This is a genomic window from Rhodococcus sp. FH8 (assembly GCF_019266085.1).
Classification (GTDB): Bacteria; Actinomycetota; Actinomycetes; order Mycobacteriales; family Mycobacteriaceae; genus Rhodococcus_F; species Rhodococcus_F qingshengii.
In genome coordinates this window covers 222970-238873 of the sequence record NZ_LPNQ01000084.1, presented here as the reverse complement: position 1 = coordinate 238873, position 15904 = coordinate 222970, and the positions used below count along the sequence as shown (strand labels likewise).

The following is a 15904-nucleotide window of genomic DNA, read 5'->3' as shown; positions in this document are numbered from 1 at the left end:
CGCGTCATGGACAGAGCACTGTGGATCATCGGTCTGGCGATCTTCTGGGTCGCGATGATCGGCCTGATGTACGTCGGCTGGCGTGGACGCGCTCGACGCCAGAAAGACAAGATCGGCGAACTGCCGACGGTACCGGCAACCCTGGGTGAACTGCTCGTCCTGCCGACCACCGGCCTGTACGTCGGCAGCACCATCGCACCCAGTTGGCAGGACCGAATCGCCGTCGGCGACCTCGGTTTCCGCGCCACCTGCGAGATCAGCCGCTACAGCGGCGGAATTCTGGTCGAGCGTGACGGCGCGTCGGCCATCTGGATTCCGGAGAAGTCGATCCGCGCGATCCGCACGGAGAACGGTCTTGCCGGCAAGGTCATGAGCAAGGACGGCGTCCTGGTGATTCGCTGGGAATTGCCGAGCGGAACCGAGATCGACACGGGCGTGCGCGGTGACGACAAGACGGTTTATCCGGACTGGGTCAAGCCGGTGACTGCTTCGAACAAGACCGCTTCGAACAAGACGAATGACAACGAAGACGCAAGCTCTGGCGACATCGAGCAGAACGGAAAGAACGCATGAGCGGCTTTGACAACAGCCCCGCAGTACTGGTCCTCGAAGACGGACGGGTGTTCCGCGGAACCACCTTCGGTGCGGTTGGACAGACCCTGGGCGAAGCGGTGTTCAGCACCGGAATGACCGGCTACCAGGAAACGCTCACCGATCCCAGCTACCACCGCCAGATCGTCGTCTCCACCGCACCGCAGATCGGCAACACCGGCTGGAACGACGAAGACGACGAGTCGGTCGGACCGACCGGCGAGCGTGCCGGCGCCAAGATCTGGGTTGCCGGGTACGTCGTTCGTGACCCCTCGCGCGTCACCTCGAGCTGGCGTGCAACCGGTTCGCTCCAGGCCAAGCTCGAAGAGCAGGGCATCGTCGGAATCGCCGGGATCGACACCCGCGCCCTGGTTCGCCACCTGCGTACTCGCGGTTCGATGAAGGCCGGAATTTTTTCCGGTGAAGCCATCGCCGCCGATGACGAACTGGTCCGACGGGTTCAGGATCAGCCGACCATGCTCGGCGCCGATCTTGCCGGTGAGGTCAGCACCACCAGCGGCTACGTCGTCGAGCCGAAGGGCGGGGAGGCGCTGTACACGGTTGCCGCCATCGACCTCGGTATCAAGACCAACACCCCGCGCATGTTCGCCGAGCGCGGTATTCGCGTCCACGTGTTGCCGTCCAACGCGAGTCTCGAACAGATCCTCGACCTGAAGGCCGACGGAGTGTTCCTCTCCAACGGTCCCGGTGACCCAGCCACCGCCGACGGCGCAGTCCACCTCACGAAAGAGGTCATCGGACAGGGCTTGCCGCTGTTCGGTATCTGCTTCGGCAACCAGATCCTGGGCCGCGCCCTGGGCCTGAGCACCTACAAGATGAAGTTCGGCCACCGCGGAATCAACATCCCGGTGATCGAGCATCAGACCGGTCGCATCGCGATCACCGCTCAGAACCACGGCTTCGCGCTCGAAGGCGAAGCCGGTCAGGAATTCGACACCCCGTTCGGCCGCGCGGTGGTCAGCCACACCTGCGCCAACGACGGAGCCGTCGAAGGTGTTCGCCTGCTGGACGATTCGGCCTTCTCGGTGCAGTACCACCCCGAGGCGGCAGCCGGCCCGCACGACGCCGCGTACCTCTTCGACCGCTTCACCAGCCTGCTCTCCGCACGGAAAGAAACCGGAGTCAAGAACTAATGCCACGCCGTACAGATCTCAAGCACATCCTGGTAATCGGCTCCGGTCCGATCGTCATCGGTCAGGCCTGCGAGTTCGACTACTCGGGCACCCAGGCCTGCCGCGTCCTCCAGGAGGAGGGCCTGCGCGTCAGCCTGGTCAACTCCAACCCGGCCACCATCATGACGGACCCCGAGTTCGCCGACGCCACGTACGTCGAGCCGATCACGGCCGAGTTCCTCGAGAAGGTCATCGCCAAGGAAGCCTTGCAGGGCAACAAGATCGACGCCGTCCTCGCGACGCTCGGCGGTCAGACTGCGCTCAACGCCGCAGTGGCGCTGCACGAGCAGGGCATCCTCGAGAAGTACGACGTCGAACTGATCGGCGCCGACTTCGACGCCATCCAGCGCGGCGAGGATCGCCAGAAGTTCAAGGACATCGTCGCCAAGGTCGGTGGCGAATCCGCGAAGTCCGCAGTTTGCTACACGATGGACGAAGTACACGCCACGGTCGCCGAACTCGGCTACCCGGTTGTCGTGCGTCCGTCCTTCACCATGGGCGGCCTCGGTTCCGGCATGGCGTACGACGTCGACGATCTCAACCGCATCGCCGGTGGCGGTCTGGCCGCGTCGCCGACGGCGAACGTCCTGATCGAGGAATCCATCCTCGGCTGGAAGGAATACGAACTCGAGCTCATGCGCGACAGTCGCGACAACGTCGTGATCGTCTGCTCCATCGAGAACGTCGACCCGGTCGGTGTCCACACCGGAGACTCGGTCACCGTCGCCCCGGCGATGACGCTGACCGACCGCGAGTACCAGGCGATGCGCGACCTTTCCATCGACATTCTGCGTGAGGTGGGCGTCGACACCGGCGGCTGCAACATCCAGTTCGCGATGGACCCGAAGGACGGCCGCCTGGTCGTCATCGAGATGAACCCGCGTGTCTCCCGCTCGTCGGCTCTGGCGTCGAAGGCGACCGGTTACCCGATCGCGAAGATGGCGGCCAAGCTTGCCATCGGCTACACGCTCGACGAGATCGTCAACGACATCACCAAGGAAACCCCGGCTTGCTTCGAGCCGACGCTCGACTACGTCGTCGTCAAGGCTCCGCGGTTCGCTTTCGAGAAGTTCCCCGGTGCCGACGGAACTCTGACCACCACGATGAAGTCGGTGGGCGAGGCCATGAGCATCGGCCGCAACTTCACCGAGGCTTTCGGCAAGGTCATGCGTTCGCTCGAGACCAAGCGTGCGGGTTACTGGACCGGCGCCGACATCGAGACGGAGAGCCTGGATGCACTGCTCGCCGATCTGAGCGTTCCGCAGGACGGCCGCATGTACGGCATCGAGAAGGCATTCGCGCTCGGCGCAACTGTCGAGCAGCTCTTCGACGCCACCAAGATCGATCCGTGGTTCCTCGACCAGTTCCAGCAGATTCACGAGCTCGGTGAAAAGCTGCGCGCTGCAGAGTCTTTCGACGAGGCTTCCCTGCGTCAGGCCAAGTACCACGGCATCTCGGACCGCCAGATCGCGGCTCTGCGCCCCGAACTCGGTGGTGACACGCACGCAGGTGAGGACGCCGTTCGCGCTCTGCGTGATCAGCTGGGCGTGCGCCCTGTCTACAAGACCGTCGACACCTGCGCCGCAGAGTTCGAGGCCAAGACGCCGTACCACTACTCGACCTACGAGCTCGATCCCGAGGCCGAGTCCGAAGTTGCTCCGCAGACCGAGCGACCCAAGGTTCTGATCCTCGGATCCGGCCCCAACCGCATCGGTCAGGGCATCGAGTTCGACTACTCGTGTGTCCACGCGGCGCAGACGCTGTCCGAGGCCGGGTACGAGACCGTCATGGTCAACTGCAACCCCGAGACCGTCTCCACGGACTACGACACCGCTGATCGCCTGTACTTCGAGCCGCTGACGTTCGAGGACGTCTTCGAGGTCTACCGCGCGGAGGCGCAGTCGGGCACCGTTGCCGGCGTCATCGTCCAGCTCGGCGGCCAGACCCCGCTCGGACTGGCGAAGCGTCTCGAAGCTGCCGGCGTCCCCATCGTGGGAACCAGCCCCGCAGCCATCGACCTGGCGGAGGACCGCGGCGAATTCGGTCGCGTGCTCACCGAAGCCGGTCTGCCTGCACCGAAGTTCGGTACCGCCACCACGTTCGACGGCGCCCGCGAGATCGCAGCAGGCATCGGCTACCCGGTGCTGGTGCGTCCGTCGTACGTGCTCGGTGGTCGCGGCATGGAGATCGTCTACGACGAGGCTTCCCTCGCCGACTACATCTCGCGCGCCACGGAGATCTCCGACGATCGTCCGGTCCTGGTCGACCGCTTCCTCGAAGACGCGGTCGAGATCGACGTCGACGCTCTGTGTGACGGCACCGAGGTGTACCTCGGCGGCGTCATGGAGCACATCGAGGAAGCCGGCATTCACTCCGGTGACTCGGCGTGTGCGCTCCCGCCCATCACTCTGGGCCGGGCGGATCTCGAGAACGTCCGCCGCTCCACCGAGGCTCTCGCGAAGGGCATCGGCGTCAAGGGCCTGCTCAACGTCCAGTACGCCCTCAAGGACGACATCCTCTACGTGCTGGAAGCAAATCCCCGCGCCAGCCGCACGGTTCCGTTCGTGTCCAAGGCGACGGCCGTCCAGCTGGCCAAGGCATGCGCCCGCGTCATGCTCGGCGAATCCATCGCGGAACTGCGTGCGAGCGGCATTCTGCCGGCGAAGGGCGACGGCGGAAACACCCCGGCCGGTGCACCGATCGCGGTCAAGGAAGCTGTGTTGCCGTTCAACCGCTTCCGCCGCGCCGACGGTACCGGCGTGGATACCTTGCTCAGCCCGGAAATGAAGTCCACCGGTGAAGTCATGGGAATCGACTTCGACTTCGGTACGGCTTTTGCCAAGTCGCAGACTGCCGCCTACGGTTCGTTGCCCACCACGGGCGCGGTGTTCGTCTCGGTCGCCAACAAGGACAAGCGTTCGCTGATCTTCCCGGTCAAGCGCCTGGCAGACCTCGGATTCACCATTCTTGCCACCGAAGGAACCGCAGATGTTTTGCGGCGCAACGGTATCGAGTGCAAGCAGGTGTACAAGCAGTCGGGTGAAGATGTTCCGGCCGGTGCCGAGACCATCGTCGACCAGATCCGCAGCGGCGAGGTCGCCATGGTCATCAACACGCCGTACGGCAACAACGGCCCGCGTGTCGACGGCTACGAGATCCGAAGCGCAGCGGTTGCGTCGAACATCCCGTGCATCACGACGGTGCAGGGCGCCTCGGCTGCCGTGCAGGGCATCGAAGCAGCCATTCGCGGCGACATCGGAGTTCACTCCCTGCAGGAATTGCACGCAGGTCTTCGTCAGCCGGCACAGCAGTCGTGAGTCACAGTTGGGGGCAGCGTCTCCGGTCCGCGATCGCGGACCGGGGGCGGCTGTGCGTCGGTATCGACCCGCATCCCGCGCTTCTCGACGCGTGGGGACTGCCGCGTACGGCCGAAGGTCTCGAGACTTTCGCCGAGATCTGCGTCGAGGCCTTCACCGGTGAGGTCGGACTGGTCAAACCTCAGGTCGCGTTCTTCGAGGCTTACGGCAGCGCCGGCTTCGCCGTGTTGGAGCGGACCATCTCGGTTCTTCGTGATGCGGGAACTTTGGTCGTCGCGGATGCCAAGCGCGGTGACATCGGTTCGACGATGGACGCGTACGCGCAAGCCTGGTTGGGTGATTCGCCGTTGGCCTCCGACTCGGTCACCGTTTCGCCGTACCTGGGATTCGGGGCGCTGACTCCGACACTCGAACTGGCACGGCAGAACGCCCGCGGGATCTTCGTCCTGGCACGAACCTCCAATCCGGAAGGCGGCGTACTTCAACAGTCGTCGACTGACGGTGTGAGCGTGGCTCAGTCGATCGTCGACGCTGCGGTCGATGCGAACGGCGACGGCCGTGACACCGTCGGACTGGTGGTCGGTGCAACTCGGGACCACGGTCTGGACCTGTCGCAGTTCAACGGCCCGATTCTCGCTCCGGGACTCGGCGCTCAGGGTGCGACGGCAGCGGATCTCGCAGACATCTTCGCGGGATCGACCGAGCTCCTGCTGCCGAACACTTCCCGTGGGGTGCTCAAGCATGGTCCTTCGGTATCGGCACTTCGGGAGGCAGCAATGCGTGACCGAGACGAGATCGAAGCCGCATTGGCGAACTGATCCGTGAGTGACCTCGAGGCTCGTTCGAGCGGTGGAACCCGGTGGTACCGTCCGTCGGTGAATCGTTGGTGGCAGATCGGACTTCTCGTCGCGGCGTGCGCGCTGCTGGCCACCGGGTTCCAATCCGTCACCGGCGTACACGGCGACGATCTCGCCGTGTACCGGACGGCGGGTCAGGCCGTCCTCGACGGGTCGAACCTGTACGACGAGTCGTTCAACGCGAGACTGCCGTTCACGTATCCGCCCTTCGCTGCGCTCGTCGCCGTTCCAGTCGCCCTGGGTTCCTGGGGTGCGGTCCAGTGGGGATGGAGTTTCGTCAGCCTCCTGATGCTGGCCGCGATCATCGTGCTCAGCTATCGCGAAGTCCCGTTCACACGTAAGCGGCCAGTCGTCGTCTACGTGGGTTTCCTGGTCCTGTGGACGGCGGCATCGCCGATCTCCGATCACCTCGGGTACGGCCAGATCGGGTTGTTTCTGACTCTCCTGTGCTTGATCGACGTGCTGGCTCGACCACGGTGGATTCCCGAGGGTGTGCTGGTGGGGATCGCCGGCGCGGTCAAACTGGTGCCACTCGTCTACATCGGTTACTACGTGATCACCGGGCGCTGGAAAGCAGTTGCGGGCGGCCTCGCCGGCTTCCTCGGCGCCACGGCTCTGGGCTTTGCGGTTCTCCCGCGCCAGACGATCGACTACTTCGGCGACATCGCCTCACTCTCGGGGCGCGTCGCCGTCGGTGACCCGTCCGTGTTCGGTAACCAGTCCGTGCGTGGAATGGCTTTGCGGCTACTTCCCGAGGGCCTGGTGGGTCCGGCGTGGCTCGTCGCCTGTGCGGTGTTGGGTGTCCTCGGAATTGTCGCGACGCGGCGCGCTCAGCGCCTGCGGGGCGATCTCGCCGGTTTCACGGTGGTGGCTCTGCTGGCGGCAATCGTGACTCCCATTGCCTGGACGCACCACTTCGTGTGGTTGGTGCCGGCGGTGGGTGTACTCCTCGTTCCGATCAAGTCGGGAGTGGGGGAGGGCACTCGATCGGTCCCTGTGTGGTCCTGGATCGCGATCGGTCTCACCGCTGTCGTAGTGCTGTTTCGGCTTCCTCGAGTCGGCGCGGACATGGATATCCCGGTAGTCGGCTTCGTGCTGGAGAATTCATTGCTCTGGGCGAGCCTCGCGGTAGTGCTCGCTCTGGCCGCCCCCGGCGTGAGTCGCATCGAACCCGAGACGGTCGACGCCGGCGATCCGAAATCGTCGCTGCAGACCTGAAAACGGGCCGCGACACGCGCATAGGCGCCGAAAATGCTCGAAAATTTTGGATGTGTCGGCGACCACGTTCATTCCCGCAGGTAACGATTTCGCACACTCGCACGGGGGTGTCGCACGCTATGGGTCGAAATACATTGTGTTACAGTCTATTTCGGTACTGTACGCACGTTCGTGTGGCGTCGAATTCGTCTCGATCCAGCCGAAAACGGTGACGATCCGTGACATCGATTCGACGCGCATAACCCACCGCGATCTGCATCGGACCGCGGGGGGTGGGTTAGCAATTCGCGCCAGGCGTGAGTACGGTCGCTATCGCTGCTGGTTATCAGCGGAATAGACAAAATTTGCACACGACGAGACGGAGGAACCGTGGCCCTTCCCCAGTTGACTGATGAGCAGCGCGCTGCTGCTTTGGAGAAGGCAGCTGCTGCCCGCAAGGCCAGGGCTGAGCTCAAGGAGCGCCTGAAGCGTGGCGGCACCGACCTCAAGCAGGTCCTCAAGGACGCCGAAGACAACGAAATCTTGGGCAAGATGAAGGTTTCGGCACTGCTCGAGGCGCTGCCCAAGGTGGGCAAGGTCAAGGCTCAGGAGATCATGACCGAGCTGGAGATTGCACCGACCCGTCGCCTTCGTGGCCTCGGTGATCGGCAGCGCAAGGCTCTGCTCACCAAGTTCGACTTCGAGGCCTGAGCCGACAAGTGATGATTGCTGACGCGGCAGTGTCTGATGATTGCTGACGCAACAGTGTCAGAGAGCAAGACCGCAGTGCGGAGGGGTCGGCTGGTTGTACTGGCCGGCCCTTCGGCTGTCGGTAAGTCCAGCGTCGTTCGCGAGCTGAGAACTCGGTTGCCTGAACTCGTTTTCAGTGTTTCGGCGACCACTCGCGATCCCCGTCCAGGTGAAGTGGACGGCAAGGACTACCGATTCACCTCCCGTGAAGAATTTCAACGGATGATCGACTCCGGTGAACTTCTCGAATGGGCGGAAATCCACGGCGGCCTGCAGCGCTCCGGCACCCCCGCAGCTCCGGTCGAAGAAGCGCTCGAAGCTGGAAAGCCCGTTCTCGTCGAGGTCGATCTCGCCGGAGCACGAGCTGTCCGCAAGGCGATGCCCGAGGCTCTGTTGGTGTTCATGGCTCCACCGAGCTGGGACGTTCTGGTGCAACGGCTGACCGGACGTGGAACCGAAACGGAAGACGTCGTGGCGCGCCGACTCGAGACGGCCCGAGTGGAATTGGCCGCACAGGACGAGTTCGACACGGTCATCGTGAACGAGGATGTAAGCCGTGCTTGCGATGAGTTGGTATCCTTGTTGGTTGGGAACTGATTCCGCACCCTTCGGGAACCGATTTCCACCCCGTTTCTCAGATATCCGGATCGATAAAACTAGTTCTTCAATGAAGATCTAATTCAGGAGACACAAGAGTGAGCAGCACTTCAGCCGCGTCTGCAGCAGGTCAGGGCGCTCTGCCTGCCTACGACACCCCGCTCGGCATCACCAACCCGCCGATCGACGAGTTGCTCGAACGCACCTCTTCCAAGTACGCCCTGGTCATCTACTCGGCCAAGCGCGCGCGCCAGATCAACGACTACTACAACCAGCTCGGTGACGGCATCCTCGAATACGTCGGACCTCTGGTCGAGCCCGGTCTGCAGGAAAAGCCGCTGTCCATCGCGTTGCGTGAAATCCACGCTGATCTCCTCGAGCACACCGAAGGCGAGTGAGCACCACATCTGCCGCACCCGAACCTCGTTCGGGTGTCGGGGGAGTGTCCGACGCGCCCACATCGATACGTAAGCGCATTGTCGTCGGTGTCGGTGGGGGTATCGCCGCGTACAAGGCGTGCTCGATCATCCGCAGCTTCACCGAGAGCGGTCATCACGTCCGCGTGATTCCGACCGAATCCGCTCTGGAGTTCGTCGGGCGCGCGACGTTCGAAGCACTCTCCGGCAACCCGGTTCACACCGGCGTCTTCAACGACGTCCCGCAGGTTCCGCATGTCCGTCTCGGACAGGAAGCCGATCTGGTCGTCATCGCGCCGGCAACCGCTGATCTGATGGCGCGAGCGGTCATGGGTCGCGCAGACGACCTGTTGACGGCCACTTTGTTGACCGCGCGCTGTCCGGTCGTCTTCGCCCCAGCAATGCACACCGAGATGTGGGAGCACCCCGCAACGGTCTCGAACGTGGCGACACTGCGTTCGCGCGGCGTCCACGTGATCGAACCTGCCTCCGGGCGTTTGACCGGGAAAGACACCGGAGCCGGTCGACTTCCCGAACCCGACGAGATCGTCGGGTTGGCATCGTTGCTCCTCGAGCGCTCGGACGCGTTGCCGCGCGACCTGGAGGGTCGCCGCATTCTGGTCACCGCCGGCGGTACTCGCGAGCCGCTCGATCCCGTGCGCTTTCTCGGTAATCGCAGCTCGGGCAAGCAGGGCTACGCGCTCGCCCGTCTTGCCGCGCAACGCGGCGCGCACGTGACACTGATCGCCGGGTACACGGCTGATCTCGCCGACCCCGCCGCTGTCGACGTCGTGCACATCAAGACGGCCGAAGATCTCCGGTTGGCAGTGGAAAAGCACGCACCGGGACACGACGGAGTCGTCATGGCTGCGGCTGTCGCGGACTTCCGCCCCACCACCGTCGAAGGCAGCAAGATCAAGAAGGGCGCAAACGAACCCGACTCGATCAGCCTCACCAGAAATGCCGACATCCTCGCCGGTCTCGTCGAAGCGCGTCGTGACGGCGACTTGGATGCTCGAACGGTGATCGTCGGATTCGCCGCTGAGACCGGTGACGCCCATGGTGACGTTCTCACCTATGCCCGCTCCAAGCTTGCCCGCAAAGGTTGCGATCTCCTCGTGGTCAATGCGGTCGGCGAGGGCAAGGCGTTCGAGGTCGATCACAACGACGGTTGGCTGCTCGGTTCCGACGGCTCGGAGTCCGCTCTCGAACACGGATCCAAGGCTTTGATGGCCAGTCGAGTACTCGACGCCCTGGTCAAGCTCTTTCCCGAGTAGCGACACGCGCCCGGTGGTGAGAGTTACCCCACGATAATCGGGTGAGTACAAGGGTGTTGCGCAGGCGGTCCAACCGTTATCGTCGGCTCAGCCCCCAGCTAACAAAGCATGACAAAACGGTCACCGAACGGTGATTCGGATACTTCAATAAGCTGTAGTCAAGAACTCAGTCGTCGAGAGGGAGATCTGTGAGCAAGTCCGGCAGTCGGCTATTCACCAGCGAGTCCGTCACCGAGGGGCACCCGGACAAGATCTGTGACGCGATCAGCGACTCGATCCTCGACGCGCTGCTCACCCAGGACCCGCGCGCCCGCGTGGCCGTCGAGACACTGGTCACCACCGGCCAGGTTCACGTAGCCGGTGAGGTCACGACCACTGCGTACGCGGACATTCCGAAGATCGTGCGCGACACGGTCCTCGAAATCGGCTACGACAGCTCCGCAAAGGGCTTCGACGGAAATTCGTGCGGCGTCAACGTCGCGATCGGCGCCCAGTCGCCCGAGATCGCGCAGGGTGTCGATCACTCGCACGAGGCTCGCGTCGACGGAATCAGCGACGACGAGATCGACCGTCAGGGTGCGGGCGACCAGGGCCTGATGTTCGGCTACGCCACCACCGACACGCCGGAACTGATGCCGCTGCCCATCGCGCTGGCTCATCGTCTCTCTCGCCGGTTGACCGAGGTCCGTAAGTCCGGCGTGCTGCCGTACCTGCGCCCGGACGGCAAGACCCAGGTCACCATCGAGTACGACGGTGACAAGGCTGTCCGTCTCGACACCGTGGTCATCTCCACCCAGCATGCCGCTGACATCGACCTCGACAACCTGTTGACGCCCGATCTTCGCGAGAAGGTGCTTCACTCGGTGCTGACCGACGTCAACCTCACCGATCTCGACACCTCCGATGTTCGTCTGTTGGTGAACCCGACAGGCAAGTTCGTCCTCGGTGGCCCGATGGGTGACGCCGGTTTGACCGGCCGCAAGATCATCGTCGACACCTACGGCGGAATGGCTCGCCACGGTGGCGGCGCGTTCTCCGGCAAGGACCCGTCAAAGGTCGACCGCAGCGCTGCCTACGCCATGCGCTGGGTGGCCAAGAACGCTGTTGCCGCAGGTCTGGCCGACCGCATCGAGGTTCAGGTCGCCTACGCCATCGGCAAGGCAGCTCCGGTCGGACTCTTCGTTGAAACCTTCGGCACCGAGAAGACCGATCCGGCACGGATCCAGAAGGCGATCACCGAGATCTTCGACCTGCGTCCGGGAGCGATCATCCGCGACCTCGACCTGCTGCGCCCGATCTACGCGCAGACGGCGGCATACGGTCACTTCGGTCGCACCGATATCGACCTCCCGTGGGAGAGCACCGATCGCGCCGACAAGCTGCGTAGCGCAGCTGGTCTCTGATCACTGACGTACAGACGGGGCGCGGGTGGGCGCGGAAAGAGTAGCGGCAGAAGTCGATCCGGTCGCCCGGGTGCTGCCGATGCTCCCGCTCGCTCACCTCGACCGTGAATTCGACTACCTCGTTCCTCGTGAACTCGAAGCGGATGCGCAGCCCGGAGTCCGGGTGCGCATCCGCTTCGCTGGTCGTCTGGTGGACGGTTTCATCGTCTCGCGCGAGGCGACCAGTGACCATCAGGGGAAGTTCGGCTGGCTCGAACGCGTCATCTCGTCCGAGCGGGTCTTGACGGCCGAAATCGCGCAAGTCGTCGATCGTGTGGCGGAGCGTTATGCCGGAACCCGCGCCGATGTTCTCCGTTTGGCGGTACCGCCGCGCCACGCGAAGGTCGAGGCGGAACCGTGGGAGCCCGCCGAGTCACCGTCCGCTCCTGAAGCGATCGAAAATGGTTGGCATCTCTACAGATTCGGTGACGCCTTCCTGTCCGCCATTCGCGAGTCGAAAAGCCCGCGTGCGGTCTGGCAGGCGTTGCCTGGTGAAAACTGGCCACTGCGCCTGGCCGAACTGGCCGGGGCCGTAGCGGCAAGTGGTAAATCCGCGATCCTGGTTGTGCCCGATCAACGCGACCTGGACCGCGTCGTCGCCGCTTGTACCGAACTCTCCGGAGCGGATGCGGTGGTAGGTCTGTCCGCGGGCCTGGGGCCGGCCATGCGATATCGGAGGTGGCTCGCTGCACTGCGCGGGACCGCCCGGATCGTCGTCGGCACGCGGAGTGCTGTTTTTGCGCCGACGCCCGAGACCGGTCTTGTCGTCGTCTGGGACGACGGCGACGACAACTTGTCCGAGCCGCGGTCGCCGTATCCACATGCCCGCGAAGTTGCCGTCCTGCGTGGCTACGTCGCCGGGTGCGCCGTCGTGATCGGTGGGTTCTCCCGTACGGCAGAAGCGCAGGTACTCGTCGACTCGGGATGGGCGCACGATCTGGTCGCTACGCGGGACGTCGTTCGTGCCCACGCACCCAAGATCACCGCGCTTGCCGACAGCGATCAAGCCTTGGCCCGCGATCCGGGAGCCAGAGCGGCTCGTTTGCCCGCTATTGCATTCGCGGCCGCCCGGCGCGCTCTGGGTGAGGGCAACGGAGTCCTGGTACAGGTGCCTCGGCGGGGGTACGTACCGACCCTGGCCTGCGGAAAGTGCCGTGCCCCGGCACGGTGCCGTCGGTGCAACGGCCCACTGGCTCTTCCCGCTGCGGCAGGTCCCGACGGCGCCGGGACACCGGCGTGCCGCTGGTGCGGGGTTGCCGATGCCGCCTACCGATGTCACGCGTGCGGGGCGAAAGCGTTGCGCGCGGTGGTGGTCGGTGCCGGCCGGACCGCCGAAGAACTCGGGCGGGCGTTTCCCGGTGTGAAAGTTGTTCTGTCCGGGGGCAGTGATGTGGTCAAGGAACTGCCACACGGGCCCGCGTTGGTGGTCTCGACAGTGGGTGCGGAGCCGGTGATGACCGGCGGCTACGGCGCCGCGCTCTTGCTCGACGGCTGGGCACTGCTCGGCCGGCCCGATCTTCGCGCCGCCGAGGAAACACTCAGACGCTGGATGTCGGCTGCTGCCATGGTGATTCCGCTGTCCGAAGGCGGTGAAGTTGTGGTTGTCGCAGACTCGGGTATCCCGACGGTGCAGGCGTTGGTCCGATGGGATCCAGTGGGGCACGCACAGTCTCAATTCGAGGAACGGGACGAGGTCGGCTTTCCTCCGGCCGTTCACATGGCTGCGATCGACGGTGGATCCGCGGCAATTGCGGAGTTGGTGGATTCAGCTGATCTGCCGGCAAGTGCTGTACTGCTCGGACCAGTGGAATTGCCTGCGGGGGAGAGGCTTCCGTATTCCGGTGAGGACGAGAGCGGTGTCGCGCCGGAGCGAATGCTGGTCCGCGTTCCACGCAAGGACGGTCGCGGCCTTGCGGACGCTCTGGCACATGCGAGGGCCGCGCGCAGTGCGCGGAAGTCTTCGGGTCCGGTCCGCATTCAGATCGACCCACGCCGCATCGGCTGAGTTTCGAGTTGTCGGAGGAATCCTTGCGCTACCCGATATGACGATATATCGTCGAACTATCAACGATAGTGATGGAGGTTCGACGATGGATGCAAGTTTCCCGAACGAGGGGATGTTCGGCCGGCGCGGTTTCTTCGGCGGTTTCGGCCGTGAGCAACGGCCACCATTTGTGATGTGGGTGCCGACGGACGACGGCGCGTCGGGCGATGGTCCCGGCGATCGAGACGGTGGACGACGCGGTCGACCGCACGAGCGGCCGGGCTTCGGTGACATGCCACGCAGAGGCCATCGGCGGGGGCGTTTCGGTCCAGACGGCGGACCCGGCCCCGGCTTCGGTCCGGGCGCTCAGTTCGGTCGCGGGCGAGGACGTGGCGGACGAGGTCGTCGAGGAGATGTGCGCGCTGCGATTCTGCTGTTGATCGCGGAAGAGCCGATGCACGGCTACGAATTGATTCAGCAGATCGTCGAGCGCAGCGGCGGCGTCTGGAAGCCGAGTCCGGGCTCCATTTATCCCGCGCTGTCCCAACTCGAGGACGAAGGACTGGTGATCATCGAAAAGGTTGCCGGCCGCAAGACCGCCAAGCTGACAGAAGAAGGCGTCGCGTACGTCGAGGAACATCGCGCCGATCTCGGGGCGCCGTGGGATGACGTTCGTCTCAGCGTAGGGGAGCCGGAGCAGGACCTTCGAGAACTGATCGGCCAGCTGATGGGCGCGGCCGGTCAAGTGGCTGCTGTAGGCACACCAGCGCAGGTCAAGGCCGCAGCCGACGTGCTTGTCGAGGCGCGCAAATCGCTCTACCGAGTGCTTGCCGGTGATGACGCCGATGAAGGCGGCAATTGAGACGTCGGATACCTACTGTTCGGTAGGGTATGCGCCTCGAAGTTTCTGGTGTTACGGTCAGCTCCCTCGTAGGATCAGAGCAGGAGCAGGAACAATGTCTGGCGTCAAACGGTCTGTGGGACTGACATTTTCGGTAGCAGTGGCGCTGCTGATCGGAGCACCGCCGGCTATATCGGGTGCCGCACCGACGCTTCCGTCTGCGAGTGCCGACGCGATGGACGTTCCTCTCGACATCGGTCCGGGTCAGGCGACCCGTTCCGTTGCTACGGCATATGCGCATGCTCATCCAGCATCCGCACCTGCCGGATCGAACGATTTCGGCTGTGAGCCTTCCGCCACGCATCCCCGACCGGTTGTACTCGCCCACGGAACCGACACCGAGGCGTACGCGGATTGGGCGGCCCTGTCGCCGGCACTGGCAGCTGACGGCTACTGCGTCTTCGCCCTCAATTACGGCGGTGCGATCAAAGAAGAAGACGGGGACGTCGCACACGAGACCTACGGCGTCGGCGACATAGTCGGTAGTGCCACCGCGTTCGGTTCTTTCGTCGATCAGGTGCTGACCGCGACCGGCGCGGACAAGGTCGACGTCATCGGCTATTCGCAAGGCGCGACGGTGACGCGGTACTACGTCAACAAGATGGGCGGCGACGCCTACGTCGATCATTGGGTCGGTTTGGCTTCGCCGACCTACGGCGGGGTGATGTTCGGGTTGGTTCCGATCGTCCGCGCGATCCCCGGCGGAGAGGACTTTGTCGAAGACGTCTTTTCGCGAGCTGTCCGTGAGCAGATGCAGGGGTCGGATATGTTGAACGCCCTCAACGACGGCGGCGACACCGTACCCGGAGTGCGCTACACGACCATCGGGTCCACTGTCGACGAGATGATCCAGCCGTCCTCGAACATCGCGCTCCGCGGTGCCGGTGCAGAAAACATCGTCCTCCAGGATCTGTGCCCGTCGAACCTGACCGGCCACTTCCGCATGCCGTACGACCCCTACGTGATCGACGTCATCCGGACGGTCCTCGACCCCGATGCCGAGCGGCACGCTTCGTGCAGCGCGGTGCCGCTCGGCACGGATATTCCGCAAGTGGTCATCGACGCAAATTCGTGAGCTGCAAATTCGTGCGCTGCTAACTCGTGAGCACCGAGATCACGTGGGTCGGGATGTTTACTCGGCGAGCTTGGCAGTGGCCTGCGCCCACAGGAAGAACTTGTTCGTTCCGAGGTCGCGGACGGTCTTGATGTTGAACGCTGCCTTCAAATGTTCTGCGTCCGAATCGCTTACGCCGTTGAGTGCCGCGACCGGGGCGTCCGCCAATTCTTCGACGGACTTTCCTGCGTAGGCCTTGTCGAACTTACTGTCGATGCCTGCCATCTAAGTTCCTCCGTGTGATCGGTGTATCCCGTATCAGCCTCCG

At 64.1% G+C, this 15904-nt stretch carries 14 protein-coding genes; 13 read left to right on the top strand and 1 reads right to left on the bottom strand.

Features of this window, described 5'->3' with window-relative positions; genetic code table 11:
• Positions 1-6 precede the first annotated feature (6 nt).
• The 13 genes from ATN38_RS31535 (at position 7) to ATN38_RS31475 (ending at position 15597) form a co-directional block, all read left to right on the top strand.
• On the top strand, positions 7-573 hold the full coding sequence (locus ATN38_RS31535) for a transporter (RefSeq protein WP_003944773.1): 567 nt from the start codon (positions 7-9) through the stop codon (positions 571-573).
• Positions 570-1745: a glutamine-hydrolyzing carbamoyl-phosphate synthase small subunit gene (gene carA, locus ATN38_RS31530; RefSeq protein WP_007728009.1), complete on the top strand. Its 1176-nt coding sequence runs from the start codon at positions 570-572 to the stop codon at positions 1743-1745. Before ATN38_RS31535 ends, carA begins: the two co-directional genes overlap by 4 nt.
• Positions 1745-5101: a carbamoyl-phosphate synthase large subunit gene (gene carB, locus ATN38_RS31525; RefSeq protein ID WP_003945010.1), complete on the top strand. Its 3357-nt coding sequence runs from the start codon at positions 1745-1747 to the stop codon at positions 5099-5101. Before carA ends, carB begins: the two co-directional genes overlap by 1 nt.
• Positions 5098-5919, top strand: a complete 822-nt coding sequence (pyrF, locus tag ATN38_RS31520; RefSeq protein WP_007728008.1) for an orotidine-5'-phosphate decarboxylase — start codon at positions 5098-5100, stop codon at positions 5917-5919. The genes carB and pyrF overlap by 4 nt, the downstream gene beginning before the upstream one ends.
• A 57-nt stretch (positions 5920-5976) precedes the next feature.
• The gene (locus ATN38_RS31515; RefSeq protein WP_308256713.1) at positions 5977-7176 is read left to right on the top strand and encodes a glycosyltransferase 87 family protein; all 1200 of its coding nucleotides are present in this window, start codon (positions 5977-5979) and stop codon (positions 7174-7176) included.
• Between the two features lie 369 nt (positions 7177-7545).
• Positions 7546-7866, top strand: a complete 321-nt coding sequence (mihF, locus tag ATN38_RS31510) for an integration host factor, actinobacterial type (protein WP_003944825.1) — start codon at positions 7546-7548, stop codon at positions 7864-7866.
• Between the two features lie 36 nt (positions 7867-7902).
• A complete protein-coding gene (gene gmk, locus ATN38_RS31505) occupies positions 7903-8502 on the top strand; it encodes a guanylate kinase (RefSeq protein ID WP_003944801.1) in 600 nt (199 codons plus the stop codon).
• A 98-nt stretch (positions 8503-8600) separates the two neighbouring features.
• Positions 8601-8900 carry a DNA-directed RNA polymerase subunit omega gene (rpoZ, locus tag ATN38_RS31500; protein WP_003944996.1) on the top strand — a complete coding sequence of 100 codons (300 nt, stop codon included), beginning with the start codon at positions 8601-8603 and terminating at the stop codon, positions 8898-8900.
• On the top strand, positions 8897-10195 hold the full coding sequence (gene coaBC / locus ATN38_RS31495; protein ID WP_003944888.1) for a bifunctional phosphopantothenoylcysteine decarboxylase/phosphopantothenate--cysteine ligase CoaBC: 1299 nt from the start codon (positions 8897-8899) through the stop codon (positions 10193-10195). The genes rpoZ and coaBC overlap by 4 nt, the downstream gene beginning before the upstream one ends.
• Positions 10196-10383: 188 nt before the next feature.
• The gene (gene metK, locus ATN38_RS31490; protein WP_003944827.1) at positions 10384-11598 is read left to right on the top strand and encodes a methionine adenosyltransferase; all 1215 of its coding nucleotides are present in this window, start codon (positions 10384-10386) and stop codon (positions 11596-11598) included.
• 25 nt (positions 11599-11623) lie between these two features.
• Positions 11624-13642 (top strand): primosomal protein N', encoded by a 2019-nt coding sequence (locus ATN38_RS31485; RefSeq protein ID WP_082900998.1) that lies wholly within the window; start codon positions 11624-11626, stop codon positions 13640-13642.
• A gap of 172 nt (positions 13643-13814) precedes the next feature.
• Positions 13815-14483 (top strand): PadR family transcriptional regulator, encoded by a 669-nt coding sequence (locus tag ATN38_RS31480; RefSeq protein ID WP_370852745.1) that lies wholly within the window; start codon positions 13815-13817, stop codon positions 14481-14483.
• Positions 14484-14577: 94 nt separating this feature from the next.
• Positions 14578-15597, top strand: a complete 1020-nt coding sequence (locus ATN38_RS31475; protein ID WP_218749350.1) for a triacylglycerol lipase — start codon at positions 14578-14580, stop codon at positions 15595-15597.
• A gap of 57 nt (positions 15598-15654) precedes the next feature.
• Here the strand turns inward: ATN38_RS31475 and ATN38_RS31470 are convergent, their stop codons facing one another.
• Positions 15655-15861, bottom strand: a complete 207-nt coding sequence (locus tag ATN38_RS31470; protein WP_003944900.1) for a hypothetical protein — start codon at positions 15859-15861, stop codon at positions 15655-15657.
• Positions 15862-15904 lie beyond the last annotated feature (43 nt).